17 protein-coding genes and 5 pseudogenes are annotated in these 18,374 nt (G+C 48.3%); all 22 read right to left on the bottom strand.

Annotation, left to right across the window (positions count from 1 at the left end; genetic code table 11):
- Nucleotides 1-13: 13 nt before the first annotated feature.
- Nucleotides 14-925 (bottom strand): M48 family metalloprotease, encoded by a 912-nt coding sequence (locus tag C825_RS08590; RefSeq protein WP_010802172.1) that lies wholly within the window; start codon nt 923-925, stop codon nt 14-16.
- 152 nt (nt 926-1,077) lie between these two features.
- Complete coding sequence (locus tag C825_RS08585) at nt 1,078-1,539, bottom strand: TraQ conjugal transfer family protein (protein ID WP_010802171.1); 462 nt, start codon at nt 1,537-1,539, stop codon at nt 1,078-1,080.
- 26 nt (nt 1,540-1,565) lie between these two features.
- Nucleotides 1,566-2,156, bottom strand: a complete 591-nt coding sequence (locus C825_RS08580; protein WP_010802170.1) for a conjugal transfer protein TraO — start codon at nt 2,154-2,156, stop codon at nt 1,566-1,568.
- 18 nt (nt 2,157-2,174) lie between these two features.
- Nucleotides 2,175-3,074 carry a conjugative transposon protein TraN gene (traN, locus tag C825_RS08575; RefSeq protein ID WP_010802169.1) on the bottom strand — a complete coding sequence of 300 codons (900 nt, stop codon included), beginning with the start codon at nt 3,072-3,074 and terminating at the stop codon, nt 2,175-2,177.
- 4 nt (nt 3,075-3,078) lie between these two features.
- The gene (traM, locus tag C825_RS08570; RefSeq protein ID WP_232434974.1) at nt 3,079-3,456 is read right to left on the bottom strand and encodes a conjugative transposon protein TraM; all 378 of its coding nucleotides are present in this window, start codon (nt 3,454-3,456) and stop codon (nt 3,079-3,081) included.
- Between the two features lie 39 nt (nt 3,457-3,495).
- Nucleotides 3,496-4,353: a conjugative transposon protein TraM gene (locus tag C825_RS08565; protein WP_010802167.1), complete on the bottom strand. Its 858-nt coding sequence runs from the start codon at nt 4,351-4,353 to the stop codon at nt 3,496-3,498.
- On the bottom strand, nt 4,337-4,627 hold the full coding sequence (locus tag C825_RS08560) for a type II secretion system protein M (protein WP_044214777.1): 291 nt from the start codon (nt 4,625-4,627) through the stop codon (nt 4,337-4,339). The genes C825_RS08565 and C825_RS08560 overlap by 17 nt, the downstream gene beginning before the upstream one ends.
- A pseudogene (gene traK / locus C825_RS08555) lies at nt 4,617-5,240 on the bottom strand (conjugative transposon protein TraK). Before traK ends, C825_RS08560 begins: the two are co-directional and overlap by 11 nt.
- 30 nt (nt 5,241-5,270) lie before the next feature.
- The gene (gene traJ, locus C825_RS08550) at nt 5,271-6,284 is read right to left on the bottom strand and encodes a conjugative transposon protein TraJ (protein WP_010802165.1); all 1,014 of its coding nucleotides are present in this window, start codon (nt 6,282-6,284) and stop codon (nt 5,271-5,273) included.
- Between the two features lie 28 nt (nt 6,285-6,312).
- A pseudogene (locus tag C825_RS08545) lies at nt 6,313-6,744 on the bottom strand (DUF4141 domain-containing protein); the annotation flags it as partial.
- A gap of 94 nt (nt 6,745-6,838) precedes the next feature.
- Nucleotides 6,839-8,521 (bottom strand): group II intron reverse transcriptase/maturase, encoded by a 1,683-nt coding sequence (gene ltrA / locus C825_RS08540; RefSeq protein WP_010801611.1) that lies wholly within the window; start codon nt 8,519-8,521, stop codon nt 6,839-6,841.
- A gap of 680 nt (nt 8,522-9,201) precedes the next feature.
- Nucleotides 9,202-9,357 (bottom strand): annotated as a pseudogene (locus tag C825_RS08535) (DUF4141 domain-containing protein); the annotation flags it as partial.
- 4 nt (nt 9,358-9,361) lie between these two features.
- Nucleotides 9,362-9,637, bottom strand: coding sequence for a hypothetical protein (locus tag C825_RS08530; RefSeq protein ID WP_004313115.1), 276 nt, complete (start codon nt 9,635-9,637; stop codon nt 9,362-9,364).
- Nucleotides 9,638-9,769 (bottom strand): hypothetical protein, encoded by a 132-nt coding sequence (locus tag C825_RS27615; RefSeq protein ID WP_010802162.1) that lies wholly within the window; start codon nt 9,767-9,769, stop codon nt 9,638-9,640.
- Between the two features lie 245 nt (nt 9,770-10,014).
- Nucleotides 10,015-11,838, bottom strand: coding sequence for a reverse transcriptase/maturase family protein (locus tag C825_RS08525; RefSeq protein ID WP_005680466.1), 1,824 nt, complete (start codon nt 11,836-11,838; stop codon nt 10,015-10,017).
- A gap of 568 nt (nt 11,839-12,406) precedes the next feature.
- A pseudogene (locus C825_RS08520) lies at nt 12,407-14,803 on the bottom strand (TraG family conjugative transposon ATPase).
- 3 nt (nt 14,804-14,806) lie between these two features.
- Nucleotides 14,807-15,127, bottom strand: a pseudogene (locus tag C825_RS08510) (DUF4133 domain-containing protein).
- A gap of 23 nt (nt 15,128-15,150) precedes the next feature.
- Nucleotides 15,151-15,450 (bottom strand): DUF4134 domain-containing protein, encoded by a 300-nt coding sequence (locus tag C825_RS08505; RefSeq protein ID WP_009860229.1) that lies wholly within the window; start codon nt 15,448-15,450, stop codon nt 15,151-15,153.
- A gap of 265 nt (nt 15,451-15,715) precedes the next feature.
- Nucleotides 15,716-16,096, bottom strand: coding sequence for a hypothetical protein (locus C825_RS08500; RefSeq protein WP_149990611.1), 381 nt, complete (start codon nt 16,094-16,096; stop codon nt 15,716-15,718).
- A gap of 68 nt (nt 16,097-16,164) precedes the next feature.
- The gene (locus tag C825_RS08495) at nt 16,165-16,491 is read right to left on the bottom strand and encodes a hypothetical protein (RefSeq protein WP_044214779.1); all 327 of its coding nucleotides are present in this window, start codon (nt 16,489-16,491) and stop codon (nt 16,165-16,167) included.
- 451 nt (nt 16,492-16,942) lie between these two features.
- The gene (locus C825_RS08490; RefSeq protein WP_010802158.1) at nt 16,943-17,875 is read right to left on the bottom strand and encodes a hypothetical protein; all 933 of its coding nucleotides are present in this window, start codon (nt 17,873-17,875) and stop codon (nt 16,943-16,945) included.
- A 3-nt stretch (nt 17,876-17,878) separates the two neighbouring features.
- Nucleotides 17,879-18,373 (bottom strand): DUF3408 domain-containing protein, encoded by a 495-nt coding sequence (locus C825_RS08485; RefSeq protein ID WP_010802157.1) that lies wholly within the window; start codon nt 18,371-18,373, stop codon nt 17,879-17,881.
- Between the last annotated feature and the right edge of the window lies 1 nt (nt 18,374).

Here is an 18,374-nt window from a genome sequence, read left to right as displayed (position 1 = left end):
CCTTTGCCGCATATTACAGCAACTTTTCCAGCCGTGCAATCCGTTTTTCGGTGGACGGATGCGTACTCATGATATATTCGGTAAACGAAGGCCGCTGCCCGCCCGTCTCCGCCACCGCCAGCCGGCGCAGGAACGAGAGCAGACCTTCCCCGCAGCCATAACGCACGGCATACGTGTCGCAACGGTATTCGGCATATTTGTTGATATTCACGTCGGCCATCCGGCTGATGCCGTAAATTGTGTGATGCAGCAGTTTATAAAGACTCCACCACAGCTTTGCCATCCCCACCACAGCGAACCGGACAGCCGGAACCACTGCAATCACAAGGTTGCCGATGATTCCGAAAAACAGTGCAGGAATAAGGAACAGTCCGTACAGACAACGGTAGCCCAGCGACTGCATCGAGAACAGAAGTACCTGATAAACGAAATCATAATGCGAGATATGCCCCACTTCGTGGCTGATTATCCCTTTGAGTTCCTCATCCGTAGCCGCCCGGAGTATGCCGTCCGTCAGACCGATAGTATTGAAACCGAAAGTCACGGCGTTCATGCGTGCATCCCTGTTACGGTAGATATTCAGCTTTCTTTCCATCCCCATTTCTACGAGCAGGCGTTCCAGCCGTGCCCGTTCGTCACCGCCCAACGGCTTATAACCTTCCTTTATCCGCATGATCCATACGTTCAGCGGTGAAAGGCTGTACAGGATATAAAGCAGTACAAGATAGAAAGGCATCGAATAGACCAAATGATGCGCAAAGGAGTATTCGGCAAACAGTCCCGGCAGGAAGGAAGGGGCTACCCATTCCACAATAAGAAGAAGCAGGACATAAAAAGCCGATATAAGGATAATGTTTACCACTGTCACGTAACAGAGCAGAAGCAGCTTGAATAAAATGCGGAATATACGGAGTGTTGTTTTCATGTGCTTATAAATTTAAAACGGTTGGTAAATATAAAAAGTTAATTTGAATCACCGGGTGGGTAAATCAATCAAATTACTGCCATACAGTCAAATTTATGGAATGAAAAACGGCGGGATGCCCCGCCGTTCTCACTTATAGGTATTGGTAACGGCTATTCTTCCGTCGTACCGCTTTCCGTGTCAAATGTTACAGTCATTTCCCTTTCCTGCCCGAAATTGTCCCGGACAAAGAATTTCAGCTCCGAGCGTTTGGCACTTGTCGAGCGGTAAAAGAGAGTGAATACCTGCTTTACCGGATTTTCCGTATCCAGTCCCGGCACCTCTGCCAGCGACCTCACTTCCCGGTTCACCAGTTTTATGCCTTCACTGTCGGACACCTCTCCCTTGCCTTCCATCTGAATGTAACCTATTTCATACTCCGCCTTTTCATAGTCCCCTTCACGGTCAAGATAAAAGCGTATCTCCACCGTTTCACCCGTTGCAATCTGTTTTTGCAGATACCATGACGAGAGGCTGAAATCATAACCCTGCCGGATGTCTATCCCGTCGTTACAAGAACTGAAGGCCAGCACCGCAAACAGTGCGCCTATACATATATATAATACGTTTTTCATTTTTCTGTTTCTCCTTTCTCTTTTCGTTAGTTAATAATAAGGCGAACGCCTAAACCTATTTGTGTATGGAAATTCCCCGCATCCGTTCCGAACAGTGCCCTTTCCTTCACCTGCATCAGCAGGATGATCCGGTCTGTCAGCCAGACATCGAAAGCCGCAGTGAGTCCTCCGCCATAAATAAAACTGTCCCCGTTTGTCACTGCCGCCCCGTCAGGAAGCAGGGAGGTTCCCCAGTTGACCGTCTCGAAGCCGCCCAAAACGGAAAGTCCGATACGGAAACAGGTATTCCGGCCCTTGTCCGACAATACGGGAATAAAATAGCCGAGTTCCCCCGTGAACTGCGCTTTGGGTATTACCTTATTTTCGTAGGTGTACTCCTTTATCTGATAATCCAGACCATACAGCCAGTAGGTACGGTTACGGTTGGTACGTGTAAAGGCCAGCGAGGTAAAGTAGTGGCGTTCGCCGCCACTCTTCCATGAAAGGAAATGATTGACTCCCCCTGTTGTAAACTGTACACCCGTCTGTCCCGGCAGGTCACGCTGCGCGTATGCTTCGCCCGCAAAGAGCGACAACACGGCAACTGTCAGTATGAATAGTATTCTTTGCATATACATTATATTATAGATAGGTTATTATTTCAGATGCAGTTCACTGATTGGTTTTGCCGTCACAAGGTCTGTGTTCTCTATGCGGAACGACTGGTGACGGGCACCGCCCTTTTCGTAAACCTCCACCACGAGCAGTTTGTCATCCGGCAGGGTGAGCTTGGGCAGCACGAATATATTGCGTACCGTGGCTTTCCCGTCCACCGTTATCAGGCGGTTGTATGTCCTTACAGGTTCTATGAAGTTCTCCTGCATGGCCGTGCGCTTGGCTACTTTCTTATCCACCACTTTGAAACGGATATAGTCAATGTCGAACGATATATCCGAGGTATTGCGCAAAGAGGTATGCAGGTACAGCAGGTCATTGTTGATATAAAGCCCTTTGAGCAGTGTCCGTATGCCGTACTTCTTGCAACCGATATGCCTGATGTCCCTTTTGTTTTTCTTATACAGCGTGTACATGATCCGGTTCACCACCAGCGGTGTCTCCCCGCCCAGTTCTTTCAGCTTCACGAACATGCGGTCACCCGCAATCCCGCCTTCGGGATTGTCCCGGAGCCAGTCTTCCATCTCAATGGAAAGTTGCGCCGGTTCGTCCTTATAAACCACATTAAAAGAATAGAAACAACCGTCGGCAGTGATGACGGAGAAGTTCGTTTCCCCTTCAAAACCTTTCACCGCCGCCTTGATGCGTACTACATTTTCCGCTCCCGTGGCCTTGTCCGCTATGATGTCGAACGAGCCCAAATCCACATATTTCACTTCGGAAGGGAAAAGGATATGTACGGTTTTCTGAAAAGTCACCTCAATCTTATGCGGTGAGATAATCTGGTTGGTGGGGAAAATCTTTGTTTCCACCGGTTCCTGCGCCTTTACCGACAATACGGTTAAAAGCATGGCTATTGATAAAATAATTCTTGTCTTCATCTGATTACTGCTTTTTGGATATTAATAAAAGTTGATAATTCGCTTTCACGGACACCTTCACTTCACGCATCTTTGTGGCCAGATATTGTGATCCGCCGCTAAGCACGCCCCTTGTCACGTCCATGACGAGTTGTTGCGAGGCACTGCGTGCGAACGAGATGCTTGTTCCGAAACTGCCCCCGATATTGGCGGCGGCTTCTTTCATGGCGGTACGTTCCGCTGTATTCGGAACGAAAAGTCCGGCCTGCCCGTCCATATCGTAAGCCGTTAGTTCCACCGGCAGGATATTCCCACCGCTCTCTATGGAGTTCACGGTGACTGCCATCCGCTGCCCCTCGATACGCACCATACCGTATAGAGGAGTATTCGCAGGTACAAGCACGCCGCCCACTTGCAACGGTTCCAGCAGTCGGAACTTCAGTCATGCTCCGGTGGTCACCGTCTGGTCTTCGGCCACGCAGGCACGTATCGTATTGGCTCCGGCAAGCTGTCCGCCGCCCACGGCAGTGGCAAAACCGTAATTGCGGGGTATCGTGTCGGGGACCGGAGGTACGGCCAGTGACGAAACCACATTCTCCGTGGCACGTCCGGCGGCTATGGCGGCAGGATTGCCGGATGAACCGCCCGTAACGCCCGCAGGCTGTATGTTTTTCACCTGTCCGCCCGTCTGTCCGGGGAAATAGCGTGCCGCCATCTCATACGACTTTTCCATCAGTTCCAGCGGGTCTTGTCCTTTCTGTTCACGTTCCAGCTTTTCGTTAAGCTCCTTCACCTGCCGTTCCAGTTCGCTCACCCTCGGACTCTCCTTCGGTTCCTGATAGAACGAGGTGATCTGCCTTGAAATCTGCCGTTGTTTCTCTCTGGACTCCCGGATAGCATCCGCTTTCGGTGCATCTTCTTCGGGTTTCAGCCCGTCCGTTGTGTCCGGCATCAGGTAGCCCCCGGCCACATCCTGCAAGGTTCTGACTTTCTCCTGCCTGCGCTTCTTCATTTCTTCCAGTTCGTAAGCCTTCTGTTTGTCGGCCATCGTTTCGGGTGCGATAGCGTCGGGTATCGTCGTATTGATGCCTGCCGTCCCTTCCACTGTTTCGGATGCGTCCGGTTTGAAGATAAACCAGATGAACCCGGCACAAAGCAGGGAGAGGACTGCCACCACGCCATAGAATTTCAGTTTTTCGGCGGCCTTGCCGCTTAACTTCTTCTCCTTTTCGGATGAAGGTTCCGTCTTCTGCGCTCCCTTATCCTTCTCTTTCTCTTCTTTCTTATCGGATTGTGTCATTGGATACATTGTTTTTTAATGGTTGGATACTGTCCGTTTGGGGAAGCGCAATCCTTTGGAGATGCTGCACCTCAATCGGAAATTTGTCTGTCCCGCAGAAACCGCCCACGATGTAGGCAAGGTCGATGGCGGCGAAGAGTCCGAGCAGGTAAAGGATGATCATCCTTTGCTGCCGGTAGCTCAACCGCTGCCACCGTCTGCGGAGTTTTGCTATATGTCGGTCTTTCTCCGTTCTGAACGAGTGGAAGACCTTTTTTATACCGTTATCTTTCATACTGTCCGATGTCCCTGTTTTCGATGATGGTAAAACTCTCTATCAGAAAGCCCTGCGGATTGTTGTCGCTCCGGGTTACATTCCTCAGACGGCAGGTGGTGACAAGCGACCTTTCGGTAACGCTGCTCGAACGGATGATGTGCTGCCGGCTATAGGTCTTCATCTCGTAGGGATAACTGTTGAAGTTTCCCTGTATGCTGTCCACTGTCAAGGTCTGCGAGATGTTTCCCGCGATCATCCGGTTGAAGTAGCCTTTCTCCTGCAAGTTCCGGTAGTAACCGATGGCGCTTTCATCCGAAAGGTAAAGGGCACGCTGTACATTGCTTTCAATGGCGCTCTTGTCCGGTGATAGGGTGAAAAACAGTTCGTGGAAACGTCTGATATGTTCCCTCGCTTCCACGGGGCGGTTCTGCTGCACGTCCTGCGAGAGTGCCAGCATCAGCGATTTTCCGCTGTCCAGTACATAGATTTTCTGCCGCTGCGCTTCTGCAAACTCGTATGCCTTTCAGGTGGCGAAGACCGTTACCAGTGCGCATACTCCTAGGAATACCATTCCGAACAGCCGTAGCTGCCGGAACGATGTCTCGATGTTTTTTAATGATTTGAACTCCATGTCTTTATTCTATTTTTTTTAGTGATACGTTTAGAACATTTTCTTGATACGCCCAGCTACCGATCCGCCGACTGCCCCACCGACTGCCGCCGCACCGTTACCAGCCATCTTTCCGGCACTGTTCGCTTTCTGGCCGTAAGCTCCGGCACCGCCTGCCTGGATAATCCACGAGGCCACCGTGGGCACGCAGAAATAACCGATGATACCTATAATCATGAATATACAATAAACGCTGTTCGATGCGTCCGGTATGAATGTCGGGTCCTGCATCTGTTTGATGTCCTGCTGCAACATCAGAACCTGTATGCGCGAGAGGATAGCCCCGAACAAGTCACCGACGGGCAGCCATAGATAAATACAGATATAGCGTGACAGCCATGTGGTGAGCGTACTCTGGAATCCGTCATAGACGGCCAGCGCAAAGGAGATAGGCCCCAGTATCGACAGCACGATCAGAAAGAAAGTCCTCAGCGTGTCTATCAGTAGCGATGCCGCCTGAAAGAACAGTTCCAACAGTTCGCGGAACCATTGCCGCACCTTTTCCCCCATGTCATACACCGCCTTCTGCCCGTACATGTTTATCATCGTATCCATGTCTCCCAGCGACCAGCCAAGCTCGTCTATTTTCTTGTCAAATTCCTCATCACTCACAAGGAAAGCCTTTGCCGGGTCACGCAGCATCGCTTCCCGTTCCAGTTCGTCTTTCTCTTCCTGATACTTCTTCATGTCGAAAGTCTGCTGTTCAACCAACGAGGAAGTGGCACTGCATACGGGGGAAAGAATCCCGTTGATTGTCCCCAATACCATAGTGGGGAAGAACATGATGCAAAGGCCCAGCACAAATGGTCTGAAAAGTGGGAACACGTCTATCTCTTCCGCCCTTGAAAGGGACTGCCATACCCGGTAGGCCACGTAGAACAGGGCACCGATACCGGCCACTCCCTTCGCCACACTGGCCATATCCTCGCACAGCGGCATCATTTCATCGTAAAGCGAACGCAACAACTCATGCAGGTTCGTCCAGTCTATTGATAGTAATACCATAGTCTATCTGTTTTTTAAGGATGAATGATTACCAGTAACGCTGGTCGTGTGTCCCGTACAGGGCAAGCACCCGCTGGGAATCCCCCTTCTTCTTGCTGCGCAGGTACGATATGCCGATATTCTTGCGGGTGTAGTACCATGTCAGGTTCTTGTATTCCAGCACTTCGCCGTATATCCGGTTAATGATGTCCAGCCGTTCCTTGTCGGTCATCGAGAGTCCGGTTGCCGTGGTCACTTCCTTCAAGTCCAGCAGCAGGTTACTGCTTTCTTCAAGCAGCCGGTTATACCCGAAAGCAATGGCCGAGAGTTCTTCCACGGTAAAATTCGGGTCGCCCATCATCGTATTGAAATTGGTCACGTAAATATCGCTGATGTCACCTACGAGCAGGATAGTCTGTTGTACCTTGCGTGCCCCTTTTACGAGGTCGTGTACGGATTTCAAAGCGTCGTAGTAGGCCTTGTCGGGTAGGTCGGGGGTATTGCTACCCCTTTCCCCCCTAAGAACCGTACATGATACTTTCGCATCATACGGCTCAAGCAACTCAAAATTTCTGTTATGAAACCGGCTCATATTCTTCGTTATTAAAAGGTTGAACATTATTTCTACCGCAGTAGCTATGCACGAGCATTCGCTCGGTTTTACCGTGAACCACTTTTTCGGATACCCGCCAAGGAGTATTCCGGGTAATGGGTTCCCCACAGTAGGGACATTTTCGCTGTTGGCGTTTCCAAATACGGACTATCGTATTCCTACCTTTTGCAGACTGGAGCATCAGACGGGTTTCCCGTTTTTCAAAATACTCTGTCCAATCTGGGTCGTAGGGGTTTGCATCACATTTAAGCTTTGCATAGCGGGTAATTTTAGTATCCGTCAGCCACTTAATCGGGTACAGTTCTTGCCTACCGTCCTTGTCGAAAGGTGCGGCGAAAACCCAAGACCTGCCCCTGTGTTTATGGAAATACCTCTCTGCTACCCACCATTTCCCTTTCGCTGGATGTCGTCGGAGCGACCATTGCAAAAGTTTCTGGTAGATATGGAAGTCCATTTTTTGGAACACTTTGCCCGATACCACGTGTTGGTAATAATTCGCCCATCCGGTAATGACCGGATTAAGAAGCCTAATAAGCGATTCCTGCGGGATAGTTTTGTGAGAATTGACAATCTCGTTAATCTTCCGCTGAAATTTCTTTTGGCTCTCCTTTGACGGCGTAATTAGAAACTTGCCTTTATACTTCCTAATGTTGAATCCAAGAAAATCAAAACCTTCGTCGATGTGAGTAATCTTCGTCTTTTCTTCTGATAGGGTAAGCCCCCGTGCCTGAAGAAACTCTTTGACCATCGGCATGATTTCCTGTTCGAGCATCTCCTTACTTATACTGGTGATTATAAAATCATCGGCATACCGTATAAGATGCACTTTCGGATAGTATGATCTCTTAGGGCTGTACAAATCAACCCTGTGAAACTTTGCTTCAAGCATTGTTTGCAGACCGTCAAGTGCCATATTCGCAAGCGTCGGCGAGATAATACCGCCCTGCGGAGTACCTTCCTCGGTGGGGAAAAGCTGTTTATTGAAAATAAAACCGCTTTTCAGCCACTTACGGAGCATCACTTTATCCATCGGGATATTGTTCAGCAACCATTCGTGGTTGATGTGGTCGAAGCATCCTTTGATGTCGCCCTCTAAAATCCACTGCGGGGATGACTCTTTGGACAGGTTGATGTAGCACTGATGTATGGCGTCGCCCGTGCATCTTTCCCTACGGAAACCGTATGAATGGTTGTCCGCTGTGGTTTCGGCAACGGGGTCTAATGCCATAAGGTACAATGCCTGCATCGCTCTGTCTTTCATTGTAGGTATTCCTAACGGGCGCAATTTCCCGTTACTCTTACGAATGTTTACCCGTTTCAAAGGCATGGGATTGTAGTCCCGCCTTTTCAACTCTGTGATAGCGTTCGCCTTAGCGATGGGAGTAGACCATAAAACCTTATCTACTCCCGATGTGTTCTTCCCTTTGTTGGAAGTCACCCGTTTTACGGCTAATGCTTTAGCCGCGAACGAGTGGGTCAGTAGCCATTGCAGGGCTTTCACCTTGCCGTAGCGACCTTCCTTCTGAGCCTTTACAATACGTGCTTGCAGCTTTCTAACCTCTAACTCGCATTTGTTCCAGTCGATACTTTCCCAATTGCTGATTGTTTGGTCAGTAGGCGCACACGATGTTCTAATCTCGTTCATTTGCTTTCCTCCTTTTTTATAGTTCAACAAGTTTCTTGTAAAGAGTTACCTAACGCGGAAGTCTGCCCGGTTTCCCGTGAGGTGACGTTTAAACCTCTATCCATCCCATTACAGAATGGCATTCGCTTTCTCCGCAATCCTATACCCGCATCCCGTTCGGCTTGCCTTGCGGCTCACTTACCTATCGAATGATAGGAGAAATACGGGCTTACCACGTTTTACATAAATGACTTTCGAATGACTTAGGCTCTGTCTATACACCGGCAGCTCTAGTGTCCGTGTAGCCCCACAAGGTTCGGGGTTATCCGGCTGCTTACCATTTTGGTTCAAGCCTTATAGCATCTTTAGCTCGTTTCATACCTTACGATGCGTCAAAAACAGTTCACTCTCGTTAGCCATATCACTCAGCCTCGCTCCCTAACCTCCTGATGCTGGCGGTCGTTGCGTCCACCTTACGGCTTCGGCTTCCCCTTTCGGGTGGGTTACTTTGTCCGGAGCAGCTTCGTACAAAACAATTACTCGTGATGCACGTGCCCGTAGGCTACCACTGACGGAACAGTGGGTTTAAACTTTGGCTTACCGTTCCCGACGGTTAGCCGCTTGTTAAACAATCATTTATGCAACTATACGTGTCGCACTCCCTGCTGGTAAATCTTTACAGTCTCCTGAAAGTTACTTCACATGTTCTGTGCCGTTGTGGAGGTCTGCACAATTTCATTGGCCGAGTTCACGATGCCTTGAGCAAGGTTCGTAGGGTCTATCACTGCCCATTGTGCTTTACTTGTCGCCGAAAGGGAAAGCATTGCCATGAATAAAATTATCATTCTCTTTTTCATGCGTCTATCTCCTTTCTTTAGTAAGTAAATACCGGCTGTCGTCATCACGGGCAAACAGCCCGTAACAGCCGAACAGTAATACCTCGCTTCCGCTGAAATACCCGATACATCCCGCATCCTTGTTCCCGTGCAGGAAAAGGTCGTCCCCTTTCCGAAGTGGGATATTGATTTCGGTATAACTCATTTCTCCGGCGAACAGCGTGGCCTTGTATCCCTTGAATCCGTCCGTCACGTGGTTGGATTTACGAATTGTCAGCGTGGAGCCGCCTTCCTTGTTCATTCAGTGACCGCAGATGCGGTCGTGTTCCAGTTCCTTCTTCATTTCCCCGATCAGGTTCAGCAGATCCAGATTGGTCAGGGTCGTATCTCCGAGTGCTTCCCTGCATTGGCTTAATAAATCTTTCTTACTCATTGTTGTCTATGGATTAATATGGTTACTTGTTTTCCTGCCGCTTGCTTTCGGCAAGTTGTTTGATAGCTAACTCGATGTTTCCGCCCAGCTTTTCCGTAAGGCGGGTAAGTTCCAGTTTCTCAGTTTCTTCGGTGGTGTAGCAGTAGGCTAAGCACCCAGCGCCTTGTCATATTTCTATGGTAGGTTTCCGAGTACTCGCCTCCGAACCGGACTTACAAGTCTCCCTGTATCCGGCTCTCCACTAATTAATTCAGTCTGATTCTTCGGTCGGGGTCTATTTTTGCATGACACTTTGAGCAGACAGCCAAAGTTTTTCGTCTTCGAGCTATCATTTTCTTTTCCCAGTCGGATTTACCTTTCAGGTCTTTAAGTTTGCGAACGTGATGCATTTCGAGTTTATCGGTAGCACCGCATAATTCGCAAACTTGGAGCTTCAGCCTTTCCATAAGGCTGTTACGTCCACCTGTTATGGAAACTGTCCGTGGAATAGTGTCACAGTAAATATTCCCTGCAACCTTTTTGCGTTTGAAACCATCATGATAAAATGATTGGTAAAGTGTCTTACCCTTGCTATTTTCATATGCCACTTGGAAAACCTTGTTCTTTTTATATTTCAGAAGTATTTTCTTTACAGATGATTTGTATTTGTTCGCAAATACCTTATACATGCTGTATGACATAATGTGATAGAAAGAATTGATGACATAGCTGTTATTGGCTATTGAGTAGTAATTATAGAACCCTCGGATTTCGGCATTGAACTGACTGACTATTTCCAAGTCATCCAAGTTCAGCATGTACGTTCTGACGATGGATTTCCAAACCTCTTTGCCATTGACGACCGCGATTCTTGCGGCTTTATAATCAAAGAGTTTCTTCCGCATCGTTTCAAAATTCAGGTACAATACAGGCTTGTGTCCGAATGCACGAACCGTTTTACCGTACTTATCCTTACGTAAATCGTTACACCTACGTATAAATACGTCATATCCGAGAAATTTCGCTGGTTTCTGCGCATTGGTTATCAGTGTCTTTTCGTCTGACAGTTCCAGTTTAAGAGCTTCATTCAAATAATTCTTAATATCCTCTTTTACTGTTTTGCAGTCTTCAAGATTACCGGTAATTCCAATCAGAAAGTCATCTGCGTATCTCACGTATTTTAACCGTTTGATACTGCTGTCCATTTCATTACGTGCCGGATAGTTGTTCCGTTCTTCTCGTAGCCGCTTAATTTCGGCGGTCATCTGTTTCCTTACCTTTACATCTTTCTCATTCTTTAGTTTCTTTGCCAGTCGGTATCTTCGCTGTTCGTAGAGCTTGTATCGAGCGTCGCCTTTTCTTGTTACCCCTTTATTGAACCGATTGATGTATTCCTTGATGTACTTGTCGAACTTGTCAAGGTAGATGTTAGCCAGTATTGGGCTGATAATCCCGCCTTGCGGAGTTCCACTGTACGTTCTATGAAATACCCAGTCTTCCACATATCCGGCATTCAGGAATTTTCTGATAAGCCGCAAAAATCTCTCGTCGGCGATACGTTCCCGAAGAATATTAATCAGTACGTCATGATTGATATTGTCGAAGAATCCTTTAATATCGCCTTCAATAAACCATTTCACGGCAGTGAATGTCTTTTGTATATCTATAAGAGCAGTATGACAACTTCGTTTGGGACGAAACCCATGTGAAGTATGTTCAAAACTACCTTCATAGATTGCTTCAAGTATCATTCTGACTACTTCCTGTACCAGCTTATCATCAAAAGAGGGTATGCCAAGCGGACGTTTTTTCCCGTTTTTCTTAGGTATGTACGTCCTTTTGGACGGATTAGGCTGATAAGTCTCATTTTTAAGACTGCCAATCAGTTGTTCAACTCGGTCAATACTCATTCCGTCAATGGTTTTACCATCGGCTCCTGCCGTCATGTTGCCTGTCTTGCTGTAAATATTCTGATAGGCTACATAAAACATTTCCTCGTTAAACAGCACTCTATACAGCCGCTCAAACTTATAGTTCAAGTTACCGCTGTGTTTACTCAGACTGTTCAACACATTTTCTGGATTTCTCATGTCTCTCACATCTTCCTTTAAATTGTTAAACTTAATTAGCTGCTCCCCTTCGCCATGTACAGGGCGTTACCCTGCTCAGACTACTATGGAAGCTCCGTTGCCATGCCGGATATTCAGGGGCAGACCCCATAGCCCTACAACTGGCTTTCCGGTTTAGGCAATCCCCGTTTAGAAATTTGACGACTATTTGGCTCGATAGATTGTCGGATACGACTTTCGTCCTTTACTACTTATGGTAGTTGCCTTGCGGTAAGTTTATGCTACTCCTGCTACGTGTCATCAGTGTAGTACCGCAACATAACGGTATAATTCCGAAGAATTATTCAACTGTCTTCCGTCATTGCCCAAGGATACGACTGCTCGGACTATCGTTCAACCAATGCAGGCTTTATCCTCATATCTATCATTTTAACTTGCCATTCGGTCGCAGCCTGACAGTTGGCTGACTTATGGCTTTACCAACGTGCTATGTTCCCTTGTGGGGTTTTCCCCTCCGGTTAGCGGTTGTTAATGGGCATTTTAAACACTTGCCCAGTCGCTTGCCAAAGCGACATTCGTCAAATTCCCTTTACGGGCGCACCAAATATTCCTCGCCCGAAACTTCTGTCGCATATACCGCGCTCTGCGTGCCGCCAAGCCCTATCCAGACCTCTTTATAAAGGCGGTTCGCTGCATTGGCAAGATTGATCGAAAGTATCTGGCTGCGTTCCTTGTCCGTCAGGCCGAGCAGATTCTGTATCTGGTCGAACTTGTTCTGATACTTCCGCTGGTCGAGCAGTATTTTGCAATCGCTGTTGTTGATAATCGTCTCTTTCACAACGGGGGAAGAGATAATATCATCGACTTCTTGCGTGACTACAACCGCCTCTCCGTAAAACTTTCTAACCGTTTTAAAGAGATACTTTATGTAGGATGCCATCCCTTCCTTGGCGATTGCCTTTCATGCTTCCTCAATCAGTATCATCTTGCGGATACCCTGCAAACGTCTCATTTTATTAATGAACGTTTCCATGATAATGATGGTGACAACCGGAAAGAGGATAGGATTATCTTTCACAACATCCAACTCGAATACGATAAACCGTTTGTTCAGTAAATCCAGTTCCTTATCCGAGTTCAGCAGATACCCGTATTCACCGTTCTTATAATAAGGTTCCAGCACGTTCAGAAAACCGTCCACATCAAAGTCCTTCTCCCGTACGTTCTTGTCCGCCAGCACTTTGCGGTAGTCCTTCCTTACAAAGTCATAGAACGAGTTGAAGTTTGGCTTTATCTTCCGGTTCTTCTTTATCTTTTCGATATACAGGCTGACTGCGTTCGAGAGCGCCACCTCTTCCGAGCGGCGGGGCGGTTCGTCCTCCCTTTTCCACAGGGTGAGTATCAATGTCTTGATGCTGTCCCGCTTCTCGATGTCATACTGGTAATCCTCGGTGAAAAACGGATTGAAAGAAATCGGGTCATTTTCCTTGTATGTAAAATAAATCCCGTCATCCCCTCCGGTCTTCTGATGAATCAGGTCACAGAGGCCCTTGTATGAATTTCCGGTGTCCACCAGCAGGATATGCGTCCCTTGTTCCCAGTACTGTCTCACAAGGTGGTTAGTAAAGAAGCTCTTTCCGCTGCCGCTGGGGCCGAGGATAAATTTGTTACGGTTCGTTACTATCCCTTTTTTCATGGGCAAGTCCGAGATGTCGAGAAAGACGGGCTTTCCCGTCAGCCTGTCCACCATGCGAATGCCGAAGGGAGAGAGCGAGTTCCGGTAACAGGTTTCAGCCGTGAAGAAACAGAGTGCCTGCCCGGTGAATGTGTAGAACGTCTCTTCCGCAGGGAAGTCAGCCTCGTTACCCGGTATGCCGGCCCAATAGAGAGCCGGAAGGTCGGTCGTGTTGTGGTGCGGGGTACATTCCATCAATGCCAGTCCACTTCCCACGTCATTCTTCACCCTGCGGAGTTCGTCCCCGTTTTCCGCCCATGCGATGATGTTGCAATGGCAGCGCACGGATTGCAGTCCGTTGCTGTGCGCCTCATTCAGGTATTCATCCAGCCACTCCTTGTTGATCTGGTTGCTGCGGCTGTACCGTGAAAGCGACTGCATGTTCTTCGCCATCTTCTCGAAACGGGAAAGGTTTTCGTTACTGTCGTCTATGAATATCCACTGATTGTAGATATGGTCGCAGGGCAGCATCACGCCCACGGGGGCGGCATAGCTCAAACGGCACTCCGAGCGGTCTGTCGAGAGGCGTTCGTACCGTCCATCCGTCCTCACTTTTCCCGGCAGATAGTCGAGGTCGGAGAGCGTGTGCAGGCAGAGCCGCTTATCTCCGATACGCATTTCGTCCGGATTCAATTGCATGTCCTGCAACATGGTCGTTCCGTCTGCCGAGAGTGTAAGGTACCGTTCGATAATGCCCGGTTCGTTTTCCGTTCCTGTAATCTCTTCCGTGGTCAGCCGTTCCAGCCTGATAAGTCCGCTGTCGTTAACGATACTTTCAAACTGTCCCACCGCTTCCATGAATCGCTCCACCGTTTCCTTGTCCCTGATTTCCTTCGGCACCAGAAAACCACGGCAGAGCGTGTTCCAGTTGCTTTGCTGCCGGGAGCGCTCTTTGGTGGTCTTGGTGAGGAACAGGTAGCAGGTGTGGTGCAGGTAGGGACGTTCGTTGAAGTGGCGTTCAAAACTGCGGGAGAGAAAGCTGAGTTCGTCCCGGCGGATGTCCGGCTCGTATTTCTCCGTGATGAAAATATCCTGTTTGTGCAGGATTGAATAGTTCGGCAACACCTTGATTGCCTTCGCTCATGTGGCGTGCATCGCCTCATATTCTGCGGATGATACCGAAAACACTTCCGGCAGTGTGACCCGGAAAGGGACCGTGATGTCGGCGTCCTTGCTGACGATGCAGCCGTGTTCCACCGCCATGATGGGAAACTTGCTTTCCAGTGTGGATGCTTTTAATATACTTCTCATAATTTACGATTGTTGTTTGTTGATCAGACGTGTGATACGTTTTCGTGAGAGGATTCTCCGGGGATGTTGCCGGGCCGCGAACAGCTTCATCAGCCCGTGGCTACCGTATTTACGGTTCAGCGTAAAGGTCAGCCATACCAGTATCGTAGCCGCCGATACCCCGAAACCGATGCAGATTCACTGTCCGACGCCCGCCATATACATGATGACGAACATCACGAATACGGCAAGCAGGCCGGCGGCGAAAATAAACAGGTATTGTGCCCGAAGCCCCTTGAACTCAACTTCACGGCCCACCCCTTTATTTATTTCAAAATCAGCCATAAGTTATTGTCTTTTTTATGTTTTTAGAGGAAGAACGACCTCAGAATGGTGGCGGCGACTATCAGAAAGATACAGGCTCCGAACCACGAACTGGCGGTTTTACTCGTGTCGGGGTCGCCCGAACTGAACTTCTGATATACCTTGATTCCACCTACGAGGCCTATTACAGCACCGATTGCATAAATCAGTTTTGTGCCGGGATCGAAATATCCGGTCACGAGTTGTGTCGCTTCGGTAATACCGGCTTGTCCGTTTCCTTGCGCCATTGCCGCACTTGCCGCCGCAACGGCGGCAAGCATCATAATCAATCTTTTCTTTTTCATTTATCTCCGTGATTTTTTAGGTGATTAAAAAGCCACGGACCACCCCCTTTCACTATCCCCATAAGGCAGCCCGCAGCCGCTTATGGTTTATTGATTCAGGGGGTAAGTTCCGGCCGGAAATCAGCCGGAGTCATAATATGCCATTTGCATTGTTACATGATTTGGTGGTGAAACATTCTTGTCAATTCTCTCTTGAAAGCGGGATGCGAATCATCCCGAATCGTAATAGCCGTTTGTTCTCATTGTCTTTACTGTCTTTATCGGTTTATTTCAGATATTCCCCACATTTGAATCCCTTGCGGGGTGTATAGTCTTCAAAGGAAGAGGATTTGAACAGCCACATCCGGTTCGCCCACCGGGCAAGGTCACGCTCGTAACGGGTAGGTGTCCGTTCATTTCCATAATCCCGGAAAGGAATTACAAAGGGAGTGATTCCCAATTCCCTAAGTACGTTCAACCGGAACAAGTCCTGCTCAACAGTCGAATTGAATCCTATCAGTACGTAGCAGGTTATCTTGTAGGGTTTCACGTATTTTACCATCTCTTTCAGGCGTTCTGTCAAATCAAGCTGCGGCAAGTCCCACGCAATATGGATGTTCTGCTTCATCTTCAGTCTGTTCAGATGCCAGGCCTGTTCCTCGTCCATAATCCTCACGTCCACACCGTGCAGTTTCACGGGTTGCCCTCTTTCATCAGATAATCCACCGCTGACCTTCACTGCGGGTTGGCAAAGAAATTATTGTCCAGCACCTCAATCCATTTCCCTTTCGGGTTCAGTTCCACCGGCTCTACGGCCTGAATGTATCCTTCTTTCTCACGGACGAGGCAGAAAGGGCATTTGCGGATGCAGCCTCTTGAAAAAAACTGGAGTGAAAAAGGGTATTCGGGGTAAATGGAATAGTCCATCATCCGGCTGTTTTCCACAGTTTCGGGAAGCCTGCCCGGAATATCATACCCGGTTCCGCCCTTTATCACTTCCTTTGCATCCAGTAGCCGGTAATCATAGTCTGGTGTGAAGGTGAACACCTTACTTGCCAGCACCTTGTCATAACGCCTCGCCGGTTCCGCTCATTCTACTTGACAACCTTTTGCCTTGTTGTAAGCCGAAAGGCGCATCAATGCAAAATTGGGGAAGTTATGTCCGTCCACATCTACCAGTCCTATATTCATACGGATAAAATTTAATGGTGAATAGTTCTTGTTGCCCTACCGGGTGAATGCCATGAACGGCCTGTCATCCCGAATCATAATAGCCTTTTGTCATTGCCATTCTGTTTTATAAGTAAGTTACCAAAGTATTGTCTCTTTTTGATTGGAGTGTTCCCTTATCAGGCGGAAACATCCATTTATCAACCCGAATCGAAATAAGTCATATACATGGTTTTGTTGTTTTGTCATTACTACCATAGCGAATCTCTCTCTTTAAAGTGATACGGGCTGTCAACCCGTATCAAAATAACCTCTTGTCATTGTTACCTCCTTTTTTAATTGGTTAGTCACTGTCCGGAGCAGCCTCACTCATTTGTTCGGCTTCATCCAGAAATTTGCTGATACGGCTGTCGCTGCCATTTATGCTTTCCAGTATCGAGCGTTCAATCTGCGTATCCTTGATATGATGGATCGCCCTTAAAAGGGACAATCGTTTGTCTGTCGGAATATCCTTGCCGTTGCAGAGGTCGATAATCAGGTCAATCTCTTCCGGTCCTATGCCGGTTGCTTCGCCCGAATACTCTTCACGGACACAGTTCAAATCTTCCAGTTCCTCGTTCAACTCGTCGGTATCCACTTCGTCACCGTTTTCAACCTGTCCGCTATCGCCATCCCGCTTGCCGGAACTCTCATCCGGAGAAGCCCGCCACTCTTCCACGCGCTTGTCCCGGAACAGTTCCGGAATGCGTTCCGGCGGAACTTGTGCTGCCTTTGGTGGCGCTGTTTCCTCGTTTCTGTCAGCAAAAGTAGAGGCATTTTCCTTACCTGCAATAGCCCCGGAACCGGTGGCGTTTATTGGCGGCTGTTGGCGTGTCCCGTAGCTTCTTGTAACGACAAGATTGTTCGTCTCAAGCTCTTTTGGGGGTAGCTTTACCGTATTTTTGTCTTCTGCTTTTTTCTTGGCTTCTGCCCTTTCTTTATCCTTCATTTCCGTTTTTACGACCGGGATATTCCTCTTTTCAGACTCCGATACCACCGGAACCTCTTTCTTTTCTGTTTTCCCTTTCGTACGCCTGCATCTTTTTTTCTGTTCCTCCTTTACCGGATCGAACCACCCGGCAATGCCCCGCAGCGCTTTTGCCATCCGACGGCGCATCTTCCCGAAACATATCTCGCCGAGTCCGCCCCTGAACAGGAACTTGTCCATGAACAGATAGGCGAACAGCAACCAGAACAGAACTATTCCGGCTTCATAGTAACCTGATTGTATATCCATAACCTAAAATATTTTGTTATAACTCTTTTGGAGATAGGTCTTCACCTCATCCGCATGTTTTTCGAAATGCTCTTTCAATACATTATCTATATAGTTGCCTACCGTCAACTGCCGTTTACCGGCAATCCCTACAATAACGGATATTTTCTGGTGCAGTTCCTTGTCTATATATACCCCCTGTCTGCCTTCGCATTTATAAGGTGTGAGGAACTTACGGATAAAGTCGGCCAATGCGGTGCGAATCGTTTTCGGTGACGGTTTATCCGTAACCAATTCCAAACAGTCGGTATCATCCGCACCGGAAATATCCCTTACTGTTCCATTCACATTGTTATCCGCTTTTCCTTTTTCATCGGATAAAGCGGTTGCTCTATTTCCGCCACTCTCTCCGGTAATGGAAGGAGCCGGAGATGAAGGAGGCTCCGAAGGCCCCCCTGCCATCAGACTGCGCAGATATGCTTCGTCCACCGAATTTTGTCCGCCTGTTTTCTTTGCCATG

Source organism: Parabacteroides sp. ASF519, assembly GCF_000364265.2.
In the GTDB taxonomy this organism is placed as follows: Bacteria; Bacteroidota; Bacteroidia; order Bacteroidales; family Tannerellaceae; genus Parabacteroides; species Parabacteroides goldsteinii.
Note: the sequence above shows the minus strand (reverse complement) of the source record. Positions and strands in the feature narration are given on the sequence as shown.

Bases quoted from the DNA above. Each gene is read 5' to 3' on its own strand.
- C825_RS08590 (WP_010802172.1), bottom strand. From the start codon at position 925: ATGAAAACAACACTCCGTATATTCCGCATTTTATTCAAGCTGCTTCTG.
- C825_RS08585 (WP_010802171.1), bottom strand. From the start codon at position 1,539: ATGAAAAACGTATTATATATATGTATAGGCGCACTGTTTGCGGTGCTG.
- C825_RS08580 (WP_010802170.1), bottom strand. From the start codon at position 2,156: ATGTATATGCAAAGAATACTATTCATACTGACAGTTGCCGTGTTGTCG.
- traN (WP_010802169.1), bottom strand. From the start codon at position 3,074: ATGAAGACAAGAATTATTTTATCAATAGCCATGCTTTTAACCGTATTG.
- C825_RS08565 (WP_010802167.1), bottom strand. From the start codon at position 4,353: ATGACACAATCCGATAAGAAAGAAGAGAAAGAGAAGGATAAGGGAGCG.
- C825_RS08560 (WP_044214777.1), bottom strand. From the start codon at position 4,627: ATGAAAGATAACGGTATAAAAAAGGTCTTCCACTCGTTCAGAACGGAG.
- traJ (WP_010802165.1), bottom strand. From the start codon at position 6,284: ATGGTATTACTATCAATAGACTGGACGAACCTGCATGAGTTGTTGCGT.
- ltrA (WP_010801611.1), bottom strand. From the start codon at position 8,521: ATGAACGAGATTAGAACATCGTGTGCGCCTACTGACCAAACAATCAGC.
- C825_RS08530 (WP_004313115.1), bottom strand. From the start codon at position 9,637: ATGAACAAGGAAGGCGGCTCCACGCTGACAATTCGTAAATCCAACCAC.
- C825_RS27615 (WP_010802162.1), bottom strand. From the start codon at position 9,769: ATGAGTAAGAAAGATTTATTAAGCCAATGCAGGGAAGCACTCGGAGAT.
- C825_RS08525 (WP_005680466.1), bottom strand. From the start codon at position 11,838: ATGAGAAATCCAGAAAATGTGTTGAACAGTCTGAGTAAACACAGCGGT.
- C825_RS08505 (WP_009860229.1), bottom strand. From the start codon at position 15,450: ATGAAAAAGAAAAGATTGATTATGATGCTTGCCGCCGTTGCGGCGGCA.
- C825_RS08500 (WP_149990611.1), bottom strand. From the start codon at position 16,096: ATGGACGAGGAACAGGCCTGGCATCTGAACAGACTGAAGATGAAGCAG.
- C825_RS08490 (WP_010802158.1), bottom strand. From the start codon at position 17,875: ATGGATATACAATCAGGTTACTATGAAGCCGGAATAGTTCTGTTCTGG.
- C825_RS08485 (WP_010802157.1), bottom strand. From the start codon at position 18,373: ATGGCAAAGAAAACAGGCGGACAAAATTCGGTGGACGAAGCATATCTG.